This is a genomic window from Bacillus sp. F2HM, from assembly GCF_019266135.1.
Lineage (GTDB): Bacteria > Bacillota > Bacilli > Bacillales > Bacillaceae > Bacillus > Bacillus safensis.
In genome coordinates this window covers 73,913-97,568 of record NZ_LRMO01000005.1, presented here as the reverse complement: position 1 = coordinate 97,568, position 23,656 = coordinate 73,913, and the positions used below count along the sequence as shown (strand labels likewise).

26 protein-coding genes and 2 riboswitches are annotated in these 23,656 nt (G+C 40.3%); of the genes, 8 read left to right on the top strand and 18 right to left on the bottom strand.

What is annotated here, in order from left to right; translation table 11 throughout:
- The first annotated feature begins 209 nt into the window (after positions 1 to 209).
- The gene (motA, locus tag AWT60_RS03915; RefSeq protein ID WP_041085024.1) at positions 210 to 1,004 is read left to right on the top strand and encodes a flagellar motor stator protein MotA; all 795 of its coding nucleotides are present in this window, start codon (positions 210 to 212) and stop codon (positions 1,002 to 1,004) included.
- The gene (gene motB, locus AWT60_RS03910; protein ID WP_041085025.1) at positions 997 to 1,767 is read left to right on the top strand and encodes a flagellar motor protein MotB; all 771 of its coding nucleotides are present in this window, start codon (positions 997 to 999) and stop codon (positions 1,765 to 1,767) included. The genes motA and motB overlap by 8 nt, the downstream gene beginning before the upstream one ends.
- A gap of 28 nt (positions 1,768 to 1,795) precedes the next feature.
- Here motB and mhqR read toward each other — a convergent pair whose 3' ends face one another.
- Positions 1,796 to 2,251 carry a MarR family transcriptional regulator MhqR gene (gene mhqR, locus AWT60_RS03905; protein WP_034281539.1) on the bottom strand — a complete coding sequence of 152 codons (456 nt, stop codon included), beginning with the start codon at positions 2,249 to 2,251 and terminating at the stop codon, positions 1,796 to 1,798.
- Between the two features lie 204 nt (positions 2,252 to 2,455).
- Here mhqR and AWT60_RS03900 point away from each other — a divergent pair, with 204 nt between their 5' ends.
- Positions 2,456 to 3,961: a sporulation kinase KinD gene (locus AWT60_RS03900; protein ID WP_218676918.1), complete on the top strand. Its 1,506-nt coding sequence runs from the start codon at positions 2,456 to 2,458 to the stop codon at positions 3,959 to 3,961.
- 46 nt (positions 3,962 to 4,007) lie between these two features.
- On the opposite strand, the gene AWT60_RS03895 is transcribed toward AWT60_RS03900, so the two are convergent.
- The 6 genes from AWT60_RS03895 to AWT60_RS03870 all read right to left on the bottom strand — a co-directional run bounded on the left by AWT60_RS03895 (position 4,008) and on the right by AWT60_RS03870 (position 9,055).
- Entirely contained in the window at positions 4,008 to 4,250 is a 243-nt protein-coding gene (locus AWT60_RS03895; RefSeq protein ID WP_041085027.1) for an aspartyl-phosphate phosphatase Spo0E family protein, read from the bottom strand.
- Positions 4,251 to 4,550: 300 nt separating this feature from the next.
- Positions 4,551 to 5,081 (bottom strand): 1,2-dihydroxy-3-keto-5-methylthiopentene dioxygenase, encoded by a 531-nt coding sequence (locus AWT60_RS03890; protein ID WP_024426834.1) that lies wholly within the window; start codon positions 5,079 to 5,081, stop codon positions 4,551 to 4,553.
- A 16-nt stretch (positions 5,082 to 5,097) separates the two neighbouring features.
- Positions 5,098 to 5,736: a methylthioribulose 1-phosphate dehydratase gene (locus tag AWT60_RS03885; RefSeq protein ID WP_218676917.1), complete on the bottom strand. Its 639-nt coding sequence runs from the start codon at positions 5,734 to 5,736 to the stop codon at positions 5,098 to 5,100.
- Positions 5,700 to 6,395 (bottom strand): 2-hydroxy-3-keto-5-methylthiopentenyl-1-phosphate phosphatase, encoded by a 696-nt coding sequence (locus tag AWT60_RS03880; protein WP_041085030.1) that lies wholly within the window; start codon positions 6,393 to 6,395, stop codon positions 5,700 to 5,702. The genes AWT60_RS03885 and AWT60_RS03880 overlap by 37 nt, the downstream gene beginning before the upstream one ends.
- Entirely contained in the window at positions 6,396 to 7,616 is a 1,221-nt protein-coding gene (gene mtnW, locus AWT60_RS03875; protein WP_373272892.1) for a 2,3-diketo-5-methylthiopentyl-1-phosphate enolase, read from the bottom strand. It lies immediately after the preceding gene.
- 102 nt (positions 7,617 to 7,718) lie between these two features.
- A riboswitch (SAM riboswitch) is annotated at positions 7,719 to 7,820 on the bottom strand.
- 44 nt (positions 7,821 to 7,864) lie between these two features.
- Positions 7,865 to 9,055, bottom strand: a complete 1,191-nt coding sequence (locus AWT60_RS03870) for a pyridoxal phosphate-dependent aminotransferase (protein ID WP_218676915.1) — start codon at positions 9,053 to 9,055, stop codon at positions 7,865 to 7,867.
- Positions 9,056 to 9,219: 164 nt separating this feature from the next.
- Positions 9,220 to 9,377: riboswitch (SAM riboswitch) on the top strand.
- Positions 9,378 to 9,457: 80 nt separating this feature from the next.
- On the opposite strand from AWT60_RS03870, the gene mtnK reads away from it, so the two are divergent.
- Both mtnK and mtnA read left to right on the top strand, forming a co-directional pair.
- On the top strand, positions 9,458 to 10,651 hold the full coding sequence (gene mtnK, locus AWT60_RS03865) for an S-methyl-5-thioribose kinase (RefSeq protein WP_218676914.1): 1,194 nt from the start codon (positions 9,458 to 9,460) through the stop codon (positions 10,649 to 10,651).
- A 6-nt stretch (positions 10,652 to 10,657) separates the two neighbouring features.
- Positions 10,658 to 11,719, top strand: coding sequence for an S-methyl-5-thioribose-1-phosphate isomerase (gene mtnA / locus AWT60_RS03860; RefSeq protein WP_073979408.1), 1,062 nt, complete (start codon positions 10,658 to 10,660; stop codon positions 11,717 to 11,719).
- A gap of 25 nt (positions 11,720 to 11,744) precedes the next feature.
- Here the strand turns inward: mtnA and AWT60_RS03855 are convergent, their stop codons facing one another.
- From AWT60_RS03855 to AWT60_RS03845, 3 genes are all read right to left on the bottom strand, one after another.
- Positions 11,745 to 11,882 (bottom strand): hypothetical protein, encoded by a 138-nt coding sequence (locus AWT60_RS03855; protein ID WP_162860203.1) that lies wholly within the window; start codon positions 11,880 to 11,882, stop codon positions 11,745 to 11,747.
- Positions 11,883 to 11,971: 89 nt separating this feature from the next.
- Positions 11,972 to 12,463, bottom strand: a complete 492-nt coding sequence (locus AWT60_RS03850; RefSeq protein ID WP_041085034.1) for a methylated-DNA--[protein]-cysteine S-methyltransferase — start codon at positions 12,461 to 12,463, stop codon at positions 11,972 to 11,974.
- A 1-nt stretch (position 12,464) separates the two neighbouring features.
- Entirely contained in the window at positions 12,465 to 14,675 is a 2,211-nt protein-coding gene (locus AWT60_RS03845) for a PAS domain-containing sensor histidine kinase (RefSeq protein WP_041085035.1), read from the bottom strand.
- A 293-nt stretch (positions 14,676 to 14,968) separates the two neighbouring features.
- On the opposite strand from AWT60_RS03845, the gene AWT60_RS03840 reads away from it, so the two are divergent.
- Positions 14,969 to 15,988, top strand: a complete 1,020-nt coding sequence (locus AWT60_RS03840) for an acyltransferase family protein (RefSeq protein ID WP_218676913.1) — start codon at positions 14,969 to 14,971, stop codon at positions 15,986 to 15,988.
- A 27-nt stretch (positions 15,989 to 16,015) separates the two neighbouring features.
- Here the strand turns inward: AWT60_RS03840 and AWT60_RS03835 are convergent, their stop codons facing one another.
- The 5 genes from AWT60_RS03835 to htpX form a co-directional block, all read right to left on the bottom strand.
- Entirely contained in the window at positions 16,016 to 16,189 is a 174-nt protein-coding gene (locus tag AWT60_RS03835) for a hypothetical protein (protein WP_162860202.1), read from the bottom strand.
- Positions 16,182 to 16,346: a hypothetical protein gene (locus AWT60_RS03830; RefSeq protein ID WP_087975542.1), complete on the bottom strand. Its 165-nt coding sequence runs from the start codon at positions 16,344 to 16,346 to the stop codon at positions 16,182 to 16,184. The genes AWT60_RS03835 and AWT60_RS03830 overlap by 8 nt, the downstream gene beginning before the upstream one ends.
- A 6-nt stretch (positions 16,347 to 16,352) precedes the next feature.
- Positions 16,353 to 16,871, bottom strand: coding sequence for a DUF421 domain-containing protein (locus tag AWT60_RS03825; protein ID WP_024426825.1), 519 nt, complete (start codon positions 16,869 to 16,871; stop codon positions 16,353 to 16,355).
- A 97-nt stretch (positions 16,872 to 16,968) separates the two neighbouring features.
- Positions 16,969 to 18,315 carry a TrkH family potassium uptake protein gene (locus AWT60_RS03820; RefSeq protein WP_080652937.1) on the bottom strand — a complete coding sequence of 449 codons (1,347 nt, stop codon included), beginning with the start codon at positions 18,313 to 18,315 and terminating at the stop codon, positions 16,969 to 16,971.
- Positions 18,316 to 18,459: 144 nt separating this feature from the next.
- Positions 18,460 to 19,359, bottom strand: a complete 900-nt coding sequence (gene htpX, locus AWT60_RS03815; protein ID WP_024424664.1) for a protease HtpX — start codon at positions 19,357 to 19,359, stop codon at positions 18,460 to 18,462.
- 278 nt (positions 19,360 to 19,637) lie between these two features.
- Between htpX and AWT60_RS03810 the strand changes: the two genes are divergently transcribed.
- On the top strand, positions 19,638 to 20,354 hold the full coding sequence (locus AWT60_RS03810; protein WP_041106007.1) for a DUF1836 domain-containing protein: 717 nt from the start codon (positions 19,638 to 19,640) through the stop codon (positions 20,352 to 20,354).
- A 123-nt stretch (positions 20,355 to 20,477) separates the two neighbouring features.
- Complete coding sequence (locus tag AWT60_RS03805) at positions 20,478 to 20,672, top strand: alpha/beta-type small acid-soluble spore protein (RefSeq protein WP_024424662.1); 195 nt, start codon at positions 20,478 to 20,480, stop codon at positions 20,670 to 20,672.
- 38 nt (positions 20,673 to 20,710) lie between these two features.
- On the opposite strand, the gene AWT60_RS03800 is transcribed toward AWT60_RS03805, so the two are convergent.
- The 3 genes from AWT60_RS03800 to AWT60_RS03790 form a co-directional block, all read right to left on the bottom strand.
- Positions 20,711 to 21,889 carry an anti-sigma factor domain-containing protein gene (locus tag AWT60_RS03800; RefSeq protein WP_041106004.1) on the bottom strand — a complete coding sequence of 393 codons (1,179 nt, stop codon included), beginning with the start codon at positions 21,887 to 21,889 and terminating at the stop codon, positions 20,711 to 20,713.
- Positions 21,886 to 22,641 carry an RNA polymerase sigma factor SigI gene (sigI, locus tag AWT60_RS03795; protein WP_202739131.1) on the bottom strand — a complete coding sequence of 252 codons (756 nt, stop codon included), beginning with the start codon at positions 22,639 to 22,641 and terminating at the stop codon, positions 21,886 to 21,888. The genes AWT60_RS03800 and sigI overlap by 4 nt, the downstream gene beginning before the upstream one ends.
- 215 nt (positions 22,642 to 22,856) lie before the next feature.
- Positions 22,857 to 23,648, bottom strand: coding sequence for a TerC family protein (locus tag AWT60_RS03790; RefSeq protein ID WP_024426821.1), 792 nt, complete (start codon positions 23,646 to 23,648; stop codon positions 22,857 to 22,859).
- Between the last annotated feature and the right edge of the window lie 8 nt (positions 23,649 to 23,656).

The following is a 23,656-nucleotide window of genomic DNA, read 5'->3' as shown; positions in this document are numbered from 1 at the left end:
AGAGCTGCTTCATTTAGATGAACCAGCGCAAAACGATTAAATGGAGACTCCCTTTATATGAGAGGGAGTTTCTTCTTTTTACATATAGAAAGCGCTTTCGTCAAAAATTCTTCACAGAAACTGTCTTAATTTTATATTCTGACTAAAACCCTTCTAGAACACACCGATATTAACTATAGAAAAAGATAGTTAAAGGATTTGGTGAGATAATGGACAAAACATCGTTAATTGGTATTATTTTAGCATTTATTGCACTAGGTGTCGGTATGGTTTTGAAAGGTGTGAGTCTAACCGCTCTTATCAACCCGGCGGCTATATTAATCATCATTGTTGGGACGGTTGCAGCTGTTGTCATCGCATTCCCTTCTAGTGAAATTAAGAAAACACCAAAATTGTTCGGCAAAATTTTCAAAGACAGCCAGCTTCCAACGATTCAAGAAATGATCCCTCTATTTTCAAACTGGGCACAAATTGCGCGTCGTGAAGGTCTTTTGGCATTAGAAGCAAGTCTTGAGGAAGTCGATGATGATTTTCTAAAGAACGGGTTAAGCATGGCAGTTGACGGCCAAAGTGCTGAATTTATTCGAGACGTCTTAACAGAAGAAGTCGACGCCATGTCTGAACGACATCAGTCAGGCGCATTAATCTTTACACAAGCAGGTACATACGCTCCGACGCTAGGGGTACTTGGCGCCGTTGTCGGACTTATTGCCGCACTTGCCAACATGGGAGATATTGAAGCACTTGGACATGCAATCAGTGCTGCCTTCGTCGCCACACTGCTTGGGATTTTCACCGGGTATGTATTATGGCATCCATTTGCCAACAAGCTGAAGCGTAAATCAAAGGAAGAAGTAAAACTTCGTCTGATTATGATCGAAGGCATTCTTTCTGTTCTTGAAGGTCAATCTCCAAAAGTCATTGAACAAAAACTTCTTATGTACTTACCAGCAAAAGAACGTGCAAATCTTGTCATTGAAGAAGGAGAAAATCAAAATGGCTAGGAAACGTAAAAAACATGATCATGAAGACCATGTAGATGAATCTTGGCTTATCCCTTATGCCGATCTTCTGACGCTTCTTCTCGCCCTCTTCATTGTGCTTTTTGCATCTAGTTCGATTGATGCGGCAAAATATGAACAGATGGCTAAGTCTTTTAATGTTGTTTTTACTGGCGGTACTGGTGTCATGGATCAATCCAGCATGCAAAGCACGGAAGAAACTGAACACAGCAACCAAGTCAAGAAAGCAGCCGAGGAAGAGAAAGATGAAGAAGCCAAAGCAAAGGCTAGAGACCAAGCGGTTCTCACAAAGGTCAAACAGCAGGTCGATTCATTCATTGCAAATAAAAAACTTGGTTCCAAGCTCGAAACAAAGCTTACGGATGAAGGACTTCTCATTACAATTGAGGACAGTATCTTCTTTGATTCTGGTCGGGCAGTTATTCGCTCTCAGGATGTCCCGTTAGCAAAAGAAATCTCAAAGCTGCTCGTCATTAATCCCGCTCGTGACATTGTCATTAGCGGACATACAGATAATGTACCGATCAGAAATTCAGAATTTGAATCAAACTGGTATTTAAGCGCCATTCGTGCTGTGAACTTTTTAAATATTCTTCTTGAAAACAGCAATCTAGACCAAGAGAACTTTAGTACAAAAGGATATGGCGAATTCAAACCGATTGCCTCAAACGATACAGCAGAAGGCAGAAGTAAAAACCGACGTGTAGAAGTACTCATTTTACCGATTGAGAAAAAAGCGAAATAAAAAAGGAAGCCAGCGGCTTCCTTTTTATTTATTCTTGATGATCATATAAATGCTTTGCACGCAGCCCCACATGTTTGAGCATATCGATGCAGGCATCTTTCTCTTCTTCGCTCAAGACACTGATCATCTCATGAATTTCTTTCGCATGATCTGGGAAGATGTCATCAAGCAAAGCTCGTCCCTGCTTAGTAATATGCGCAAATGTCACCCTGCGGTCTTCTGCACAAGCCTTCCGGCTAAGGAGTTCTTTCTTCTCCAATTTATCGACCACATACGTGATACTGCCGCTTGCAAGTAAAATCTTATCACCGATTTGCTGAAGCGGCTGATCACCTTTATGATACAGCAATTCTAGTACAGCAAATTCAGTCGGATTCAGCCCGTGCTTCACAATATGTTTGTTCATGTGATGATTAATTGAGCGATAGGCACGTGATAATACGATAAATAATTTCAATGATTTTTCAACATTATGATTTTCCATTTTTTATCATCCTTTATGAAATGCAACCCACTAATGTGACATTAATAAACAATAAGTAAAATGTCAACATTTTGATCCATCTTTAGCACGAAAATGAGACCAGAACGAATCACCTAATTTTTTAAAAATCACACAAGTCATCGTAATAAAGATAGGTTCAATGCTATAATAAGTCTATTAGGTAATACGTTGGAGCGATGAATGATGAGTATACTCAAAGGGTTTTGGAAGAAGATCAGGCTTTACCTTATTTTGGTCATGATTCCAACCCTAATCATTAGTTATTTTATCTACGAAAAAGAAACTGAAAAAATTGATTTAAAGAACAAACAAACCGCTACACTTATGTTAAATATTCACAAAAATCAAATGAATTATTTAATAAGTGAAACAGAAGCGAGATTAACTTCCCTTGCTATGGGATTTGACCAGCCGCTTGATACGAAAAAAGTACAAATCATCCTAGAGAAAATCTATAAACAAGAACCTCGTTTTTCAGGTCTGTATCTCCTAGACAAAAAAGGAAATGTAACAGCAAGCACCACCCCGTTAAAGGAAAAAATCAACCTATCATTCAGAGATTACTTTAAACGCATTCAAGTGACCAAGCAGACCGTGATCACAGACAACTATGTGAGCCGAATTACAAAACAGCGGATTCTTTCCATTTGTGTGCCTGTTCTCGATGAAAACGAAGAAGTCACCAATGTGCTGATTGCCGCCATTCAAATTGATTATTTAAGAAATATTATGAATGTATTGAACCCTGATCTTCATTTTAAGATGCTGAATCAAAATGGACATGTCGTGTTTACAAGTGGTCCACAGCCAGTACCCGAGGGCGGCAGCACGGTGTCTACATATTTAGATGAAAACAGCTGGAAGCTGGAGGTCTTTCCGCAGCGTGCTTCAACAAGTGAAGTGCTGTCTGTGATGCTCATCCCTTTATCCAGTGCGTTTATTTTATTAAATATTTTATTCACACTAGTCCAATATATCGTGTTAAGGCGGCAAACTCAGCAGGAGCGTCATCAAAACGAAGCGCAAAAGCTTGAATTGATCGGAACACTCGCAGCAAGTACAGCACACGAAATTCGTAACCCATTAACAGGGATTAGCGGCTTTATCCAGCTATTGCAAAAGAAGTATCATTCAGAAGAAGATCAGCTCTATTTTTCTGTCATTGAGGAAGAAATTAAACGGATCAACCAAATCGTCAGTGAATTTCTTGTATTAGGAAAACCAACAGCAGAAAAATGGCAGAATAACTCTGTAAAAGAAATTGTAAGTGAGATCATGCCGATCGTTTTCTCAGAAGCAAACCTTTATAATGTCGAAGTAGATTTACAAATCAATACGATTCAAGATGTTGGCGTGTATTGCACGAAGGATCATATTAAACAAGTCGTTTTAAATGTAGCAAAGAACTCTTTAGAAGCGATGCCAAACGGCGGTCATTTGAAGATTGTGATCGAAGCTGAAAAAGAACATGTCATCATTAAAGTAGCGGATACAGGTGAAGGCATACCAGAAGAGATGTTAAAGCACATCTTCCTTCCCTTTATTACGTCGAAGGAAAAAGGCACAGGTCTTGGACTTGTCGTGTGTAAACGAATCATTTCGATGTATGGCGGAACAATTGATATTCATAGCGAAGTGAATAAAGGAACGACTGTTATGATCATGCTTCCTTCTGCTCACTCAGCATAGCTGAAGATGTCAGCCGGTTTTGCTTATGCAAGACCGGTTTTTCATGTCAAAAAGAGGGGCGGTTCACAGATAAAAGACTCATTTGAGACACAAGATCATGAAAGGAGGGGGCAGATTGTTTCTCATGAAAAAGAAGATGCTGATACTCATTCATCAGGTTGTCCAGTTCTTGACTATATTTAATTGTCATCTCACCAGTGTACCCTTCCACTTGAGCAGCTTCTACCATTTGTTTTCTCTTCTCATCAATGGACATCAGCAATTGTTCTTTCCTTACATAAATATTCATGATCTCAGCTCCCGCAATGAATTCGACTGTCTATGCTCAAAATGATCCGACACCAAAATTATACTTTATTTGTAAATTAAATTAAATATGCTTATTTTATTTAATTTTTTACAGCCTAAAGACCTTTTACCCAATCAAATTTGGGGGTAAACTTCAAATTTGGACAGGACTGTCACATTGATTAAACAGAATTTTATCCTATACAGAAGATCAAAATCAACTATTTTCTTTCTCATTTTATGTCTAATCTCCTAAAAAAAAGCTGATCTTCCGCCTCATGCGGAATGATCAGCTCTATCATTAAACCGTTTCTTCTTCGTAAATTGGCACCCAGCCCTCAGTTGTGACAAATATGCGAACTGCGACCACTTTGCGATCTTCTTGAAGTGTAAAGTAATGACGGATGTTTGGCGGAACAGAAATTAAATCACCTGGGTTCAATCTCACATCAAAAAAGACGCCATCCTTGCCTTGAATAGCAAAGATTCCGTGCCCGCTCACAATAAAGCGCACTTCATCATCTGTATGGTGATGCTCACGTTTAAAGTTTTGGAGCAGCTCATCAAGATTTGGCGTAGCATCAGATAATGAAATCACATCCTGTGCTTTGTATCCTCTTTTTTCAGAAATACTTTGGATTTCCTTTTGGAAAACAGTCAAAATCTCTTCCTTTTCCTCATCGGTTAAATCATACTTTTCTGATAAACGGTTTGGCAGCTTTTCAATATCCCAATGCTCATAAATAACCCCTTGGTTTTCTAAATATGATGCAACCTCTTGCTCGTTCTCAAGTAATGTGTTCTCTTCATTGTGAATCAAAATCGTCGCCATGTGCTTTTCCTCCTTTTTATCTTACAAGCTGCTGTTGATACAGCGCTAATTTTAAGTGATAGCTAAATAAAAATTCATATGCTTCTAATACTCGTTTTGCTTCAAAGGCTGTGTTTCCCCAGACCGTGATGCCATGATTGCGAATGAGTACAGCACCAGATGACGTCTCTAATGTCAGATGTTTTGCAAATTGCTCTGCAAGATGCGGAATATGAGCTGGATTTTCAATAATCGGAATCGACACTTCTGCATCCTCTTCCCAATAACCAAGCGCTTTGATGATTTCGTTGCCTTTAAAACGAATCTCTCCCTTATCCCCATACAGCTCTGACATCACATTATTATCGATTGTATGGACATGCAGACAGCAGCCTGCTTTCGTCCGCTCATACACATATGTGTGAAGCAATGTTTCAGCAGATGGTCTAAGTGACTCGTTCGGATCGTGAGGCTGGCCTTCCGCATTCACTAACAGAAAATCTTCGTTCGTTTCTTTTCGTTTATCTTTGCCGCTTGCCGTCACCAAAAACGTGATTGGATCATCCGACACCTTGATCGATAAATTTCCGCTTGTTCCGAAAAACCAGTCTCTTTGTGCCAGTTCACGTTTAACGTCTGCTAGCTCCTGCCAGCGTTTGCTTTTTGCGTCTGCCATTCCTTCACTTCCTTTATTTGAACAAATTGCGTGTGTAAATCAACAAATGTGTCATACTCCTTATGTACGAGCCCAAGCTCTTTACATTCATTGAGCAAGTAATCTCGTGCAAACGTGAGATCCGCATGTTTCGCTGCCTCTACATCGGTCACTGAATCTCCGATCATGATGATGAAGTCATTTTCATGAGTCAGCTCTCGAATGATCGAGGGCTTGCAGCATCCGCACCCATTTTGACATTGCGTATCGCAGGCATGAGGCCATTCAATTTGAATATGGTCTTCCCCAAATGATGCATGGTTGCAATAAATATCGTCTCGATCGACAATACCTTCGAGGATGGGGTAGACAAAAAAGTCCATCCCCCCGCTAAGTACATAGAAAGGAATGTCCGCTTTTTTTACCTCATCCACAAATTGCTTAAATCCTTCACGAATCTCTGTATCCTCTAAAATAAATGATTGAATGGCTTCCTTCTGATCACTTGTCAGTAATTGAAACATCTGCCCGACGCCTTCTTGAATGGTAATTTCCTTTGACAGGACACCATCCTTCAGCTTCGTCCATTCACTCGGTGCAAACTGTTTCATGATGCGGATGATATTATCATTTTTTGTAATTGTTCCATCAAAATCACAACATACAATTGGTTTTTTCATTTATTCTGCTACCCTTCCCCAAAGATCAAGTGCCGCTTTTAAGTCTTGGCAAGAAGATGCCTTATCTTCGATCGACTCTTTTTGAATCACTGCATCAATGATCGAACGAAATGCCTTCCCTCCACCGATGGCTCCCCGCGGATGTCCGTGAATGCCTCCGCCTGCGTTAATCACATGATCAACTCCAAAATCTTTGATTAATACTGGAACCATTCCAGGATGAATGCCTGCTGACGGGACAGGGAATGTTTTTTGAACCGTATCCTCTTTTACGCAAGCTTCATAGATTCCAAGGGCATCCTTTTTCGGAAGTGCAACCGATCCATAAGGTGAGGGAAAAAGGCTCAAATCAGCGCCAGCATATCGATTTAATTTGCCTAAAAGAAGAGAATGCGAGAATCCATATTCAGGAGAGGATGTCAATGCACCGCTCACTGCGGGATGCGCCATAATAGGCAGTGGAATATCTGGATCCTCAGCTAAGCTTTGCATGACATCAAGACCGTAAGCAAAGACATTGAATAAGAGTGCATCTGCTCCAAGTTCAGCGGCCTTTCTCGCTCTATCCCTCAGGTCAAAGGTTCTGCCCGTTAAATTGACAGCATACAGCGTGCGGTGTCCTGTCTCTTCATAGGTTTCTTTTAAAATCTCTTTTCCTTCTTTGATTCGCTCTTCAAAAGGAGCTAATGGACTTTCAAATAAAATTTCATCGTCTTTGATGAGGTCAACCCCGCCTAATGCCTGTAAACGGAGCTGCTCTTTTAAATCCTGCATATCACGGCCGATAACACCTTTAAAAATACTCATCAATAATGGACGATCAAATACATTTACCTTTTTACGTATGCCATCAATTCCAAATACCGGTCCTGGCAGGCTTTTTTTAAATTCTTCAGAAAATTGGATATCGACTAGCTTCACTTTTCCGTCTAGTGAAAGCTTTCCAAAAATCGTCGTGAAAACAGCTGGTAAATCTGCTGAAAAGTTTGCATCAGGATAAGCAATGGTCACCTCTGATTGATAAAGACCATTTTCGACTGGAGCAGCCTTTTCTAATACTTTTTCAACTCGGCCTTTATGCTTTTGAAGCTGCTCCTTTTTGAGCTGCGGCAAATCCGTCCATGATCCAACTGTTAAACCAAGCGCGATCTGCTCCGCTTTTCGATTTATTTGTTCATCCTCTCGATGTGTTAATACGTATGTTGCCAGTAATTCACTCACTAGGAATCCCCTTTCGATTGCGTCATGCATATGTTCAATAAAAAAACCTCTTCAAGTGCTTCTTGAGCGCCTTAAAGAGGTTGTTTCGTGTCATTCATCCGAATCTTATCTCTCAGCGCTTGCTGCAAGAATTAGCACCGTGCTTCATGGAAGTCGGTTGCCGGGCTTCATTGGGCTAGTCCCTCTGCCTACTCTTGATAAGAATATTCAATTTTCTTAAATATTGCCTGAATTATCGCACCATTTTTTTATGTTGTCAATGGCTTTTTTTCAAACAGCTTTAAGGCAGCGATGCGCTGAGCAGCTTCTTGTAACCGCTCCTCGCTTGTTAGAAGCCCTACTCTCACGTACCCTTCACCGTGAGCACCAAAGCCATTACCTGGCGCTACAACAACATGCGCTTTTTCTAATAATAAATCAGAGAAGGCTTCAGATGTATATCCTTCTGGCACCTTTAACCAAGCAAAAAATGATCCCTTTGGTGCACTGACTTCCCAGCCAATTTCTTTGCAGGCAGCTATCCACACATTCCGCCTTTTCTCATATCGGTCATTTTGCACCCGTACGCACGTTTGATCGCTTAATAGGGCCTCCGCTGCTGCATCCTGCGTGGCTTTAAACAACGAGACAAACAAATGATCCTGATAAAGCTCAATCGCTTCAATAACAGACGGATTCCCTGCTGCAAATCCTACTCTCCACCCTGCCATATTGTACGTTTTAGACAATGTGTAAATTTCTATTCCCGTCTCTTTCGCTCCATCTATTTGCAGAAAGCTGATCGGCTTTTCCCCATCAAATCCAATGCCGCCATATGCAAAATCATGAACAACACATAGCTTGTGATCTTTCGCAAATGTAACGGTTTCTTCAAAAAATGAACGACTTGCCGTAGCCCCCGTCGGATTGTTGGGATAATTTAAATACATTAATTTTGCCTTTTTCTTATCATCCTCAGGCAGCAAATCGTAGTCAGGTAAAAAATCATTTTTTTCAAGAAGTGGCATGGTCACCATATGAGCTCCAGCAAGTACAGCACCTGACCAATAATCAGGATAACCTGGGTCAGGGACGAGAAGCGTATCACCCGGATTCAGCAGGCACTGCGGCAGCTCAACAAGCCCTGCTTTCCCGCCAAATAAAATCGCAATTTCCGTCTTTGGATCAAGCGTGACGCCATATTCTCTTTCATAAAAAGCGGCCGCAGCCTTTTTTAATTTCGTTGTTCCACGGAATGAGGAGTATTGATGATTTTCAGGTTTTAATACCGCTTCCTGCATGGCTTTTACAATGTGCGGAGGAGTTGGCTGATCAGGATTTCCCTGCCCCAAATTAATGATATCTGCCCCTTCCTGCACTTTTTTCTGCACCTTTTGGACAAGGGACGCAAAAAATTGTTTCGGTAATTGTTTCAACACCTCTGATTGCTGGAATTCCATTTCTTCACCTTCTATTCAAGTTACGTGACAATACAAACACTGTAATGGATTGTTTTATGAATTGTAAAGCAATTTTGAAAAAAGATTGACATGTAAAGCGCAGCTCTGATAATATCTTGAATTAAGAAATGCAAACAGACACGAAACAATTACATATTGATTTCTCTTATCGAGAGTTGGGCGAGGGATTTGGCCTTTTGACCCCAACAGCAACCGACCGTTAATACCACTGTGAAGTGGGGCGCAGCAAGTAACGCGCCAAGACAATTGTCTTATAGGGCACGGTGCTAATTCCATCAGACGTATGTGCTGAGAGATAAGAGAGGCTTTGAGCATACACACCATCAAGCCTCTTTCTCTCAGGAGAAAGAGGCTTTTTTATATGATTTGGAGGGGAAGCAATTGGTTACACTTACGGCATCATATGAAGAACTAACAGAAAGTTCGGCAGTTGCACTTGCAATTAGACTTGGCTTAATCCAAGAAAGCAGTCATTTGACTTGTACTGAAATCGGCGACGGGAATTTAAATTACGTCTTTCATATTTATGATCACAAACAAGAAAAAGGATTGATCATCAAGCAGGCGCTGCCTTATGCAAAGGTGGTTGGTGAGAGCTGGCCTCTTACATTAGACCGGGCAAGAATTGAAAGTGCTGCCCTGATCAAACAGTCAGAATATGCGCCACATCTCGTACCAGCGGTCTATTACTCGGATACAGCTCTTGCAGTGACAGCCATGGAGGATCTCTCACACTTAGAAATCGTCAGAAAAGGGCTAATTGCCGGAAAACAATATCCGCATTTATCTGATCATGTCGGAGAATTTTTAGGAAAAACACTCTTTTACACATCTGACTTTGCCACAAATCCTAAAATCAAAAAACAATTTGTGAAGCAATTTACGAATCCTGACCTGTGTGATATCACAGAAAAACTCGTCTTCACAGACCCTTTCTTTGATAGTGAAACAAATGACTTCGAAGAAGAATTAAGAGAATCAGCAGAAGCGCTTTGGGCAGACCTTGAAGTGCAAGCCAAAGCAGCAGAGTTGAAGCGTATCTTCCTGACATCAGCTGAAACATTGGTTCATGGAGATCTTCATACAGGCAGTATTTTTGCAAATGAGACTGAAACGAAAATCATTGATCCAGAATTCGCGTTTTACGGTCCCTTCGGATTCGATATCGGCCACTTTATCGCCAATTTGTTCTTGAATGCTTTATCTCGCGAGAATGAACACGAACAGCAGCACCTTTTTGACCATGTCGTCAATGTATGGACAACATTCAAAGAAGTGTTCACAAAAGCTTGGAAAGAGGACAGCATTGAAGCGTTTAGTGTATCGGACAGTTTTTTAGAAACAACGTTTGACCGGATTTTAAAAGAAGCGACAGGCTTTGCCGGCTGTGAGCTTGTCCGCCGAACAATCGGTCTTGCTCATGCCGCTGATCTTGATGCGATTCCATCACCAACTAGACGGATTCAGCAGAAAAAAGCAGCACTGACACTTGGAAAAACATTTATCAAACAATATCATGCAGTGGAAACAGCGTCTGACCTCGTCGCATTATTCCAGCCATCTGTAAAGGAGTGACGGGTTTTGTCAAAAGAATTTGAAGTCCCCCGTTCTGTCGAATGGGAAGAAAACCGTATTAACATTTTAAATCAGCAAAAATTACCGGCCGAAACCGTCTTTGAGCATTTATATACGAAAGAGGATGTGTATGATGCAATTGTGACATTAAAAGTACGCGGAGCGCCTGCGATTGGCATTACAGCAGCATTTGGATTGGCGCTTAGTGCGCAAGCCATTGAGACAGAAGAAATCGATGCTTTTAAACAAGAAGTCATTCGGATAAAAGAATATTTAAATAGTGCTCGTCCAACCGCTGTGAACCTCGCCTGGGCATTAGACCGGCTGCTACAGCGCATTCAGCGTGCAGCATCAGTGAATGCAGCCAAAACAGACCTTGTCCATGAAGCCATTCAAATTCAAATTGAAGATGAAGAAACATGCAGACAAATCGGTCAAAATGCACTTCAGCTCTTTAAATCAGGTGACCGTATCATGACCATTTGTAATGCAGGCTCCATCGCAACGAGCCGGTACGGAACAGCTCTTGCTCCCTTTTATTTAGCCAAAAAGAAAAATCTTGATCTTCACATTTATGCATGTGAAACACGCCCTGTTCTTCAAGGCGCTCGTCTGACAACATGGGAGCTCATGCAAGGCGGCGTGGATGTGACGCTCATTACAGATAACATGGCCGCCCATACGATGAAAGAAAAGCAAATTTCTGCTGTCATTGTTGGAGCTGATCGTATCGCCCGGAATGGAGATACAGCGAATAAGATTGGAACGTTGGGTCTTGCCGTTCTAGCCAAGCATTTTCACATTCCATTTTTTGTAGCAGCACCGCTATCCACTTTTGATGTATCCACCCGCGACGGGTCAGATATCCCAATTGAAGAGCGCGACCCGCTGGAAGTAAAGGAATTAAATGGTGTCCCCATTGCACCGCCCGATGTTCAAGTATTCAATCCCGCCTTTGATGTCACTCCTCATCATCTTATTTCAGGCATCATTACAGAAAAGGGAATTATCACATCGAACTATGCAGAAGAGATTGATGCTCTTTTCGCCGAAAGCATCTCTCAATGAATCGCAAAAAGGCGCCGTGTTCTTGTCATTTAAGAGCACCGCGCTTTTTTGTTTCTTGATTCGTTTTTGTTAAGATTTCTTTTTTTTGTTCTTCCGTCAAAACGTTCATTTTGACACATAGTGACGTAACGGCATACATTTTACCTTTTTTGCCCCAAAACATCCCAGCGCCCTCCTTTTTCCCTCAACCAACTTTTTTAGCTTAATAAAAGGATATGTCGCTTGACAAACATTTGGAACAGGTCAATCGATTTATTTTTGAACAAATGGGATGCCTTCTAATTCAAGGAGGATCGCTTTCATGTCTGTCTTCGATCCTGCATAGCCCGTCAGAGAGCGGTCTTTTCCAATCACTCTGTGACAAGGGATAAAAATTGGTAGTGCATTTCGTCTGTTAGCTTGTCCGATCGCCCTTACAGCCTTGGGATTGCCAATCGCTTTTGCAATGTCTGCATAGCTTTTTGATTCACCATATGGAATGTCCGACAATGCTTCCCACACCTGCTCTTGGAACGGAGAACCTGTTTGCTTGAGCGGGAGATCGAATACTTGACGCTCACCCTTAAAATATTCATCCAGCTGCTTTTTCGCTTCTTGTAAGACAGAGGTATCTACTTGCTTTAGATTTACTGCCTGCTTTTTTGCTAAAAACGGCTCATCATCAAACATCACCTCGATGATGGCACCGTCCTTTTCTAGTATGTATAGTGCCCCGATGGGTGCGTGATAGACGGTATAATACACGTTACTGCTCTCCTTCTTGTTTCTGCTGCCTAAGTGGCAGTGTGAGATGGAAGACGGTTCCTACGCCTTCCTCACTTTCTACCTCAATGGTTCCTTGATGCTCTTCAATAATTTTATAACTAACCATTAAACCAAGTCCAGTTCCTCTTTCTTTCGTGGTATAAAAAGGCTCACCTAGACGCTTTAGCTTATCCTCTGCCATTCCGCAGCCTTCATCACGCAATGAAATGACAATATGCTCCTCGCCCTTCCGCTGAATACTCACATAGACATTTCCTTTACGCGGCATGACTTCAATTGCATTTTTTAAAATGTTAATAAAGACCTGCTTTAATTGGTTTTGTTCACAATAAATGAGCGGAATCTCGTCCAGCACATTGAGATGCATTTGAACATTACCAAGATTCGCCTGTGCGTGCAGAAGATCCATCGTGTCCTTCACAATTTGCACCACATTTTTTTCTTCATATACAATAGCTTGCGGTTTCGCTAAAATCAAAAATTCGGTGATGATGGATTCAATTCTTTTCAGCTCTGATGTGATGACATTAAAATAGAGCGAATACTCCCCTTCTATATTTCCTTTTAACAGCTGAATGAAGCCTTTTAATGCTGTCATGGGGTTTCTAATTTCATGAGCAATTCCAGCGGCAAGCTCTCCGACCACATGAAGGGTATCTGATTTTCTCACCCGCTCTTCTAATTCCTTCCGCTCTGTCACATCTCTAAAGATGGCCAAATTCATATTATGGATAATGTTGCGTTTAAAAGAGAATTCCAGTATACGCTGGTCTGGATGGTTCAACACAAATGGAACCTCATTGTCCATTTCATCTAATGACATCGCCTCGGCAGGCTGAGCCAAATTTTCAATTTGATAAGGGGCAAGGATGTGGAAAAGATTCATTTCTGTTAAATGATCGTCCTTCAATTGAAGCAGCTCGCTTGCAGATGGATTGACTTCAATGATTCGGTATTGATTATCAAAAAGAACAATGCCGTCCATTGACCCATTAAATACTTTACGGAATTTGAGCTCACTTTCGCGCAGCTCCTGCTCCATTCTTTTTCGATCACTTACATTACGTAAAATGGTTAAGTGCTGTCCTTCTAATACCGCATGCTTTGAAGTAAACTCAAGCTCTTTATATTGCCCATTTGCCATTTTAAACAATAACTCTTCCCTTATTTCATGATTCCGGATATAACGTCTTCTTGTTGGTCTATATCTCTTATCAGATTTGACGAGAAAATCGGTGAGTTTTTTGCCAATCAGCGAGTGCATCGGTAATTCAAAAATTCGGCAGGCTGATTCATTGGCTCTCACAATCTCTCCATCATCCGCCCATATGATGATGGCATCCATTGCATTTTCGAATATTTCTCTAAAGCGTTCTTCACTTTTTAACAGCTTCTCTTCCATCAGCCTTTTTTCTGTAATATCCCGCATGATGGACATATAAAAACCACTCATCACATTTGATGTAATGGTGAGTTCAAATAATTTTTGCTGGCCAGATTGAAGAGTAACAGGAAGCTCTCCCTTTGCTTTCCCTGTTTCTTTAAGTGACGTTAAAAGGTGCTGCAAGGCGGGAAGATTTCCTTCTTCGACAAATTCATGTAAATATCGATCGGTTAAATCAGTCTTTTGCAGTTCAAAGCTCTGACAAAAAGAATGATTCGCATCAATCATGCAGCCATCCTGATCAAAAATGACCATCCCGTCAATGGCCCGGTCAAACAAATCTTTGAACAGCTGCTCATTCATGGAACGTTCTCGTTCTAATATTTTCTTTGAAGAAATGTCTCGCATGACCACTATATATTGCTGATTCATGGTGTCATGCTCTGCGACAAATTCAATGTATTTTGTTTCGCCATTTTCTAGCTGAATGGAGATTTCTCTTTTTAACGTACCTTTTCGAAAAAATAGATCGAGTGAGCATTCAATTTTATCTTTCGGGATGCCGTATAGGAAATCTAGAACGGATTTATTGAGGAGGTCTTCTTTCGGTGTCTGTACAAGCCTGCATGTTGCTTCGTTGGCTTGGATGATGTTGAGGTGCTGATCAAATATAAAAATGGCATCTAGCGTCTTATTTAACAGCATTTTTTGCTGCATCAACTCAGTTCGCAAATATTCGTTCTCTTTTTCTAATTTTCTGATATCTCCCGCAGGGATTAACCTATTGCCATCGAGCGTTTCAGTCATTCTCTTACACTCCTTTTCCAGCCTCATTCCTCTACAATATTTCTACAATATTTTCATTGTTCCTTCATTCGACTCATAAAAAAAGATAACTTTTCACACGAAGACTGTCTCATTTATTTCATTTGGATGACAGGATTGTATAACGATTCACTTTTCTTACGCTTCTTTTACAACCATTCTACAATTTCACATCAAATAGCGAATTAAGCAAAAATGTATTTTAGAATGGGGCAAATAAGGGAACAGTGCACTTAGAACATTTATGTTTGAAATCGAGCAGGAAAGGTGATGTTATGGCATCTTCACGAGACAGTTATTTTGATAATGCGAAATTCCTTCTGATTTTTCTAGTTGTTTTTGGTCATTTGTTACGATCATTCATTCATGATAATGATTGGATGCTCTATTTATACAAATTTATTTATACCTTTCACATGCCCGCCTTTATTTTAGTTTCTGGCTTTTTTGCAAAAGGGTTTAGAAAACCGGGCTTTATGAAAAAAGTCGCCGTTAAGCTGATCATCCCATATTTAATCTTTCAGGTGATCTATTCGGTTTACTATTACCTATTACAGGAACAAAGCATGGCCAATTTAAATCCAATTGATCCGCAATGGTCCTTATGGTTTTTAATTAGTTTATTCTTTTGGAACTTGCTGCTCATTCCTTTTTCAAAACTGCCGTTCCACTGGGCGATGATCGTCAGTTTATCGATTGCATTACTTGTCGGTTATGTGGACAGCATCAGCAATACACTCAGCTTATCACGTACGTTTGTCTTTTTGCCTATGTTTTTAGCTGGATTTTATTTAAAAAAGCAGCATTTTGAATTCATCCGTACAAGCAAAGGAAAAATGGCAGCACTTTTTGTATTAATGGCTGTCTTCCTGTTTTGCTACTTCTATGAATTTGATTATTCCTTCTTATTTGGTTCAAAGTCGTATGCTTCTCTAGGAGATGAAGGAATGATTGCGGCGATGAAACGAATGGCATGGTACTTGCTTGCATTTGGCGCTACATTCAGCTTCTTTGCATTAGTTCCAACACGCCGTTTCTTCTTTACAAAATGGGGAACAAGAACGTTATATGTTTATTTATTACATGGCTTTGTGATCAAGCTGCTAAGAACCACTTGGTTTGATGACTGGGCACTAAATGCAGCAAGTGTACTCATTTTATTGCTGCTGACCATTCTGTTAACCTTTACACTGTCTAGCACTTTTGTTAAAACCGTTGCACAGCCAGTGATCGAGCTCAAAATGACCCATCTCATGCGAACGATCACTGGCAGGCAAGGGAGTTATATCAAATAAAAAACGATCCTTCATGGATCGTTTTTTCTATTTCTTATTCTGCTGACATGCAGCATCTTTCTTTGGCTTCACCAATGTATCAATCCATTTGCTGCTGTTAATATCTCCAAGCTCACTGCCAAATTCCTCTTCTAAAATATCTGGGTCCATTGGCTTTTTATGGTCCTTCATCTCTTTGCTCTTTACATGCTTCTTAGTCACGAGATGCTCCCCCTTGTTTCCCTTTATGAGAATTTCGGTTTGCCTGACGATCTCTTGATTGTTCGTCAAATTGAGTTTGTCCTTGATCATGTGCCATGCTTTCTGTCGGCGTCATATTATTTGTTAATGCTTCATTTTTCGCTGCTTTTCTTTTCATCTGCATTCAGTCCTTTTTTGACAGGTTTAGTTCTTCTCTTAATTGGTCAAGGAGTTCCTTCATTTGCTTGACCGTCACTGGCTTTTCCTCAGGTTTTAACTCGTAGCCAATTTGTCCATTGGCTTCTAGCGTGGCTTTTTTGAGACTGCTGATGTCAGTGATGCCTTGCTGCTTTAAACGCATTTTGAATTCATCCCTTGTGAGCCTCGTTTTCTTCAGCTTGTGATCAAGCATTGCTCCATCCTGCAAAATGACCACAGATTTCCCTGAAACCAATTTTTCAAAGAAATCAGATCGGATAGACAATTTTTCCATGATGACGAGTGCAATGATAAATGTAGAGGCAGCATAAATCGTTTCAAGTAAATTATGCTCAATAAAGGGTTGGATAATAATCGATCCGATTGAAATCATAATCACTGTTTGTTGCACAGTTAATTGACTAATGGATTTAGGCCCTGCTATTCTCAGCAGCAAGGTACCAACTAGCAGCATGACAATTGCTTTCCATATTACATCCAGCACGTCTCATTCACCTCTTACCTATAGATTGCGAACATCTCATGTGATTTAGCCAGTTAGATAATGGAAATAAAAAAACAGCATTCCATTTGAATGCTGTTTAGCCAATGATCACGCGCTCTTTCGGATAATGATAATTTGCTTCGCTTTCTCTTCGGCCTATTAAATATAAAAAGCTTGGAATGCCGATCCGGCCAATAAACATGACCACCATGATGATACATTTACCGAACACAGTGAGATCTGAGGTGATCCCAAGCGACAGCCCCGTTGTTCCGAAAGCAGAGCAAACTTCAAATAAATTTTCAAGAAGTGTATTATGCTCTGTTAAGGATAACAGGAACGTAGCGCCAAAGACCAAAATAAAGGCCATCATGGTTACCATAAGGGATTTATTAATATCCGCTTGATGAAGCTCTCTCTTGAAGATTTTAATGGACTTATTTCCCCTAGCAAAATGAAACAAGGCAAGTAAATTAAGGGCAAACGTAGTTGTCCGAATTCCGCCCCCCACAGAGCTTGGGGAAGCCCCGATAAACATGAGCATACATAAAAATAAAAGCGTCGGCTCCGTCAGCTGTGTAATATCTAACGTTGTCAGCCCCCCGCTTCTTGTTGCAGTCGATTGAAACAAAGAATAGAACAAGATTTCATGCCAGCTTTTCCCTACGAAGCTAAACCCTGCTTCAAGTGCATAGATTCCAATCGCTCCGACAACGACAAGGCCGCCGAATGTGAGCGTTGTGATTTTTGTAAACAATGAGAACGATGCGTGCTTTCGATCCTGATTGAACAAATAATCCTTCACTTCCACAAGCACAGGAAAACCAATTGCTCCAAAGATGATCAGCAGCATCGTAATAAACTGGACGAAATAATCATCTTTGTAAGGGATAAGAGAACTCCCTGTAATATCGAAGCCCCCATTGGTTGTCGCACTAATACTTGAGAAGAAGCCATGTAAGAAAGCGCTTTGCACATCATAATACTTGAGAAAATACATGCTTAAAATCAGCCCGCCGACAAACTCAATCAGCAAAATTAAATATAAGACCTGCTTCATTAGTTTCACAATTCCAGATAAATTGCTTTGGTTTTGATCTGCCATGATAAGCTTTCTTTCTTTAATTCCAATTCTTTTTCGCATGACAAGCCATACGAAGGTACCAAGCGTCATAATGCCGATTCCTCCGATTTGCAGAACAAACGCAAGGATCCACATCCCTGCCACACTAAATGTTTGTGAGGTGTCGACAACAGTCAGTCCTGTAACACTTACCGCACTTACCGCTGTAAACAAGGCATCAATGAATGTCCATTTGACTCCCTCTTGATGAGCCACTGGCAGGCTGAGAAGAATAAACGACACGGTCACAGCAAGAAAATAATAAAGGGCAATCAACTGAAACGCTGACAGCCGGTCAATTAGCTTTTTTATAGGATTCATTGTCATTCCTTCTTTTATCTATCTTTTCGAATACCTTTATCATTTTAATGAAAAGAGACATGATTTTAAAGCTATTTTATGCTTTATTTTCTTTTTCATCAAAAAGAAATAGACATCCTGTTAAAGAATGTCTATTCCTCTTTCTTATTTTGCTTCTAGTCTTCTGATTCTTTCGTTTAAATCAGGGTGTGTTGAGAAAAGAGAAGCTTTTCGTTTACCGCTGATTTTCAGCGTAGCAACTGCTGTTTGATCATCATCTTTGATTCTTGACGTGTACGCCTCAAGTGAACGAAGCGCATGAATCATTTTATCTTTACCTGCAAGGTCGGCTCCGCCGCGGTCTGCATGGAATTCACGGTGTCTAGAATATGCAAATACGACAAGGCTTCCTAGGATAGAGAAAATGATTTGGAAAACAATCACAGCGATAAAGTGAACAATCGGCACAAGCTCTTCGCGTGAAACAAAACGGCTAGCGATCCATGCCGCAATTCTTGAAAGGAACACAACGAACGTGTTGACGATTCCTTGAAGCAGCGTCATCGTCACCATGTCACCATTCGCAACGTGAGCGACTTCGTGGGCGATTACACCTTCAACTGCTGCATCATCCATTTCATGAAGCAATCCAGTTGATACCGCAACAAGTGATCTTCTCTTAGAAGGACCTGTTGCAAATGCATTTACTTCAGATGATTGATAAATACCAACCTCAGGCATTTTAGAAAGGCCTGCTGCTCTTGAAAGTCTGTGCACGCGGTCAACAAGCTGCTGCTCATCATATGTTAATGAATCCTTTTCTGGATTTAACACACGTACACCCATCATCATTTTTGCCATCCAGCGAGACATTGCAAGTGACATAAACGAGCCAACAAAACCAACAACTGCACTGAATACAAGAAGATAAAGGATATTAAGTCTTCCGTCTGCTCCTATATAAGAACCAACACCAGTTGCTGCACTAATAACCGACAGTACAATACCAATCGTAGTGATAACAAGAATGTTCGTTAATATAAACAGAAATATTCTCTTACCCATACATAACCTCCGCTGTCATATTAAGTTCAAATGAACTTATTAATAAAATTATAAAAATAAACCTCTCAAATTGCAAGGAAAAAGGAATCCCTTTCTCTGTTTATCATAACGGCTAAAGCCCCGTCACATCAATATTTACGACATTTGTCCCAGCAGAAAAGTGAACAAATTGTGACGCACAGGTCTGATTTTGAGTTTATTTTGCATTTTCATCAAAAAGAGACTATGATGTTGAATTAGATCAATAATCACGTTTTGACGTACAAATGAGGTGGAACATGGTTACTTTTAAATTAACGAGAATTGACATGACAAGACTTCTGTATTCTCTAAAAGGAGAGGGAGATCTGACTCCGCTTCAGCTTTTGAAACTATCTGTAAAAAATGGCAAGGATCATGACTATGATGAATTAAAGATCCCGTCTTTTTTTGAGAAGCTCGAACGGCGGAAGCAAAAATCAGAGCATGGTCTTTCTACAAATGAAATTGTTGAGCTTGGCAACTTGTGTGAGCTGACTTCTCTTAAATCGACAGCGATTCAAAATTGGATCAAACGTGATATTAAAGATATGATTGGCCATCCAGAGCTTGGCAAGAAGTACTCTATTGATCAGGTCGTGATTTTACTAATTGTCAGGGATTTAAAATCAGTTTTTGACTTCGATACCATTCGTATGATCTTATCTGCCTTATTTAACACCATCACAGATCGAACAGATGATATTATTAGTCCAATCCGTTTTTATGAAGCTTATGCGCACGTCCTTGATTTTATTTATCACCATACTCAATTTCCATTAAAGGAAACAAATTTACGAGAAATAACCGAAGAGCAGACAGATAAGCTCCATGACGAGTTTACAGAATTGACGAAGAGCCAATGGCATTTGATTAAAGGCATTATCAGTTCTACCGTCTTCTCTGTCTTTACTTCTCATTTGCAAAGTACCGCACAAGAAATGATGTTAAATACGCTGCAGCTGAATAAGGGATAAATAAGAACCGAGGTGACCTCCATCACCTCGGTTTTTTTGTACAGCAATTGCCAGCATAATTGCACGCCGTTTTTTTCAAAATAAGAAGGCGCAACAAACATGAGGTGAAAGGAGGAATATGACATGGCAAATCGAAATCAACTTCTTGTTCCTGGAGTAGAACAAGCCTTAGATCAATTTAAATACGAGATCGCGCAAGAATTTGGCGTCACTCTCGGTTCAGATACAGTCTCACGTGCAAACGGTTCTGTTGGCGGTGAAATCACAAAAAGACTCGTTCAACAGGCTCAATCACAAATGGGCAATCAATCTAAATAATGACATGGTAAAATACGCCGGAGCTAATCTGGCGTTTTTTATTGTTCATATGTGTGCTCATGCCGGTTCTCGCGATAAGGAAACGGTGCACCTTTCCCTTTTTGCTTTGCATGTTCTCTTTTTTGTTCAGCGGATGGATTGTTCTGATCCCTGCCGTTTTTTTTTGCATGTTTTTCTGCATCACCACGTGATGTGCCGTTCCATTGTCTTCTTTCATCAGGGTCAGTTGAGTGATTTTTTTTTTGCTCTTTATCGAAAGAATGATCCTTTTCTTCCTTTACGTTTTTGCCTTTGCTTTCATCATCAGGTCTTTGAGGCTTTTGAACAGATCCTTGTTCTTCCCTCTCTGCCTCCTTCTGCTCTTTGTCCTCAGCTTCAGGAGCCTCTTGATCTGGCTTCATCTCTTCGCTATCGTCTGTCTTTACGTCTTCTCGTTTGTCTTTATCTGCTTGTTCTTCATCATGTTTCTTAGGATCTTCTTCCTTCACAGCATCGTTCTCTACTGCGTTTTCATCCTTTTTGATGTCTTCATGTTCTTTATCTTGCATTTCTTGATTTCTAATATATGTTCCTGTTGAAATGCCTGCCTTTTGAGCTTTTTCTCTTGTTTCCAGGTCACTTTCCACAGTTTCCAGCTTATAATTGCGTTTTTGATATTCACCAGAAATGGTGTTAATTTTGCTTTTTACGTTTGTTTTATATGTATTGTCCTGCTTGTTTTCATAAACGGTTGAAATATAAATACTTTTAGAATGGTTCACATATCCTTTTTTGTCACAGTCATCTATAATTTCCTGCACGACTTTGGTCATGTCGTTTTTTTCTAAATCCTTCATACTCGCCAGTACTTGCTTTGCATCTTTATTCAGCGGTGTGACACCGATCACTTGATAATTGTGATCAAGCTTCAGCTCAAAGCTTGGGTTAATGTCAATTGTCATATACGCATATGCTTTTTGACTTGAGAAAGATGGCATCATAGTAAAAATTACGACAATAATCGCAGCTATTGATAGGATTCCTGCATTTAACGGACGTAAACGAAGCAGGTCAAAAAAACCGGCTCTTTTTCTTTCGAGACGTGATTCATTTGGAAATGTCACTTCTTGGCCGATTTCATAGTTTTGCTCTTCATATTTTGTCCGCAGAAATTGTCCATCAGGGGTCAGCAGCGTGACATATTTTTTGTTTTTCTCTACTATAATGCCTCTTCTCATGAATTAAGCACCCCTTTAAGGTAATCTTTCAAATACACATAATCACCTGTCATAATGATCGCCATCGCAATGATATATTTTCTATTTCTCTCAATCGTTTTGCGGCTGACTTCCACTAACTTTTCCAGCTGTTTGACGGGCAATTGTTTTTTCTGAAATAAAATGGTTCTCAGCTCATCGTGTTCAATGAGTGTATGGGCTACTTTAATGGCATTTTGCCTGGCATCTGCATGCTTTGGTGAATGCTCAAGCAGCTCTTGAAACGTGAGACCGTATACTTTCAATCGTTCTTTAAAATGTTCAATCTCTTCTCTTCTATGTTCTTGTTCAATTAAACGCCTATATTCATTTGCCGAGAGCTCTGCTTCAATCATGCTTTGAGAGTATTCGCCATTCTCACTTTCTTGCAGGTCCATTTGAACCGTTGGCGCATTCCTTGCTTCTTTTCGAATATAGTCAATCACTTTTCTTTTAATAATTAATTCTGCGAAAGCAAGCAGTGAGTTTCCTTTTTCGGCAGAGTATTTTTCTATCGCTTCATTAAAGGCTATTAAGCCTATGCTGAATTCATCATCTTTTTCATCTATATATCGTTTACAAACGGATGAAACCGTCTTAGCGACAAATGGTTTGTATTGCTCTATTAATGCATTTTGCAGTTCGATATCACCTTGTTGAATACTGATAGCCGACTGCTCTAATGTTTGCTTTTTCTTTCCTTTTTTAAACAAAAGGCTAAGCAATGGTTTCACCTCAGTTCTCCCTATATTACTCATTTATGATAGCTAATTTATGAGGGAAGCGCAAAGGAAGAAATGAGGAATTCATTTCCTATTACTCAATTATGACATGTATGTCACCATCTACTTTACAATGTTTCGTCTAAAAGCAAAGAAATAAGGGGGTATCTCCCCCTTATTTGTAATATACGTGTTATGAAAATGAAATGATATTTCTTTCAAAAAACCTACTCTCCCAGGCGTGCCTCTTGCTTCTCCTCGTTTTCCTGCCCGCCTTTTCTTGATGGATTTGATAAAAACCAGCCAAATGCTGCAATTGCGAGAAGCACTGTCCAGAAAATGACTTTCCATAATGCTGAATGGATAAAATGAGACGATACGACCCCAATAGCTGGATGTGACAATGTATAAAGCGTGAGCTTCACACCCACCCACCCGACAATGACAAATGCTGCTGTTTCTAGGCTCGGTCTTGTTTTGAGCAGTTTCACAAAGACCGTTGCTGCAAATCGCATAATAACAAGACCAATGATACCGCCTAAAAGAATGACAATAAATTGACCGCCATCAAGTCCGCCGATTTGCGGAAGACTTGTTTTTGGCAGTGTCACAGCTAAAGCGACTGCCGCTAAAATGGAATCTACAGCAAAAGCAATGTCGGCAAGCTCTACTTTCACGACTGTTGCCCAGAAACCGCTTTGTTTCATGTTTGTATCTGTTTCCTTTTTCTTAAATACGTGCGATTTTAAAATATGGTGAATGGAAATATAAAGAAGATAAATGGCACCAATGGCTTGAACTTGCCACACATCCACTAAAAACGAAATAAGAAACAGAGAACCAAATCGCATAATAAATGCTCCTGCAAGTCCGTAAAACAGTGCCTTTTTTCTTTGTTTTTCTGGAAGGTGTTTGACCATCACGGCCATGACCAGCGCGTTATCAGCTGCTAAAATCCCTTCTAATCCAATCAGTACGAGCAAAACCCACCCGTACTCTAAAATAATGGCTGCATCCATCATCATTC

Bases quoted from the DNA above. Each gene is read 5' to 3' on its own strand.
- motA (WP_041085024.1), top strand. From the start codon at position 210: ATGGACAAAACATCGTTAATTGGTATTATTTTAGCATTTATTGCACTA.
- motB (WP_041085025.1), top strand. From the start codon at position 997: ATGGCTAGGAAACGTAAAAAACATGATCATGAAGACCATGTAGATGAA.
- mhqR (WP_034281539.1), bottom strand. From the start codon at position 2,251: ATGGAAAATCATAATGTTGAAAAATCATTGAAATTATTTATCGTATTA.
- AWT60_RS03900 (WP_218676918.1), top strand. From the start codon at position 2,456: ATGAGTATACTCAAAGGGTTTTGGAAGAAGATCAGGCTTTACCTTATT.
- AWT60_RS03895 (WP_041085027.1), bottom strand. From the start codon at position 4,250: ATGAATATTTATGTAAGGAAAGAACAATTGCTGATGTCCATTGATGAG.
- AWT60_RS03890 (WP_024426834.1), bottom strand. From the start codon at position 5,081: ATGGCGACGATTTTGATTCACAATGAAGAGAACACATTACTTGAGAAC.
- AWT60_RS03885 (WP_218676917.1), bottom strand. From the start codon at position 5,736: ATGGCAGACGCAAAAAGCAAACGCTGGCAGGAGCTAGCAGACGTTAAA.
- AWT60_RS03880 (WP_041085030.1), bottom strand. From the start codon at position 6,395: ATGAAAAAACCAATTGTATGTTGTGATTTTGATGGAACAATTACAAAA.
- AWT60_RS03870 (WP_218676915.1), bottom strand. From the start codon at position 9,055: ATGGAATTCCAGCAATCAGAGGTGTTGAAACAATTACCGAAACAATTT.
- AWT60_RS03855 (WP_162860203.1), bottom strand. From the start codon at position 11,882: ATGTTTTGGGGCAAAAAAGGTAAAATGTATGCCGTTACGTCACTATGT.
- AWT60_RS03845 (WP_041085035.1), bottom strand. From the start codon at position 14,675: ATGACTGAAACGCTCGATGGCAATAGGTTAATCCCTGCGGGAGATATC.
- AWT60_RS03840 (WP_218676913.1), top strand. From the start codon at position 14,969: ATGGCATCTTCACGAGACAGTTATTTTGATAATGCGAAATTCCTTCTG.
- AWT60_RS03830 (WP_087975542.1), bottom strand. From the start codon at position 16,346: ATGAAAAGAAAAGCAGCGAAAAATGAAGCATTAACAAATAATATGACG.
- AWT60_RS03820 (WP_080652937.1), bottom strand. From the start codon at position 18,315: ATGAATCCTATAAAAAAGCTAATTGACCGGCTGTCAGCGTTTCAGTTG.
- htpX (WP_024424664.1), bottom strand. From the start codon at position 19,359: ATGGGTAAGAGAATATTTCTGTTTATATTAACGAACATTCTTGTTATC.
- AWT60_RS03810 (WP_041106007.1), top strand. From the start codon at position 19,638: ATGGTTACTTTTAAATTAACGAGAATTGACATGACAAGACTTCTGTAT.
- AWT60_RS03805 (WP_024424662.1), top strand. From the start codon at position 20,478: ATGGCAAATCGAAATCAACTTCTTGTTCCTGGAGTAGAACAAGCCTTA.
- AWT60_RS03800 (WP_041106004.1), bottom strand. From the start codon at position 21,889: ATGAGAAGAGGCATTATAGTAGAGAAAAACAAAAAATATGTCACGCTG.
- AWT60_RS03790 (WP_024426821.1), bottom strand. From the start codon at position 23,648: ATGGATGCAGCCATTATTTTAGAGTACGGGTGGGTTTTGCTCGTACTG.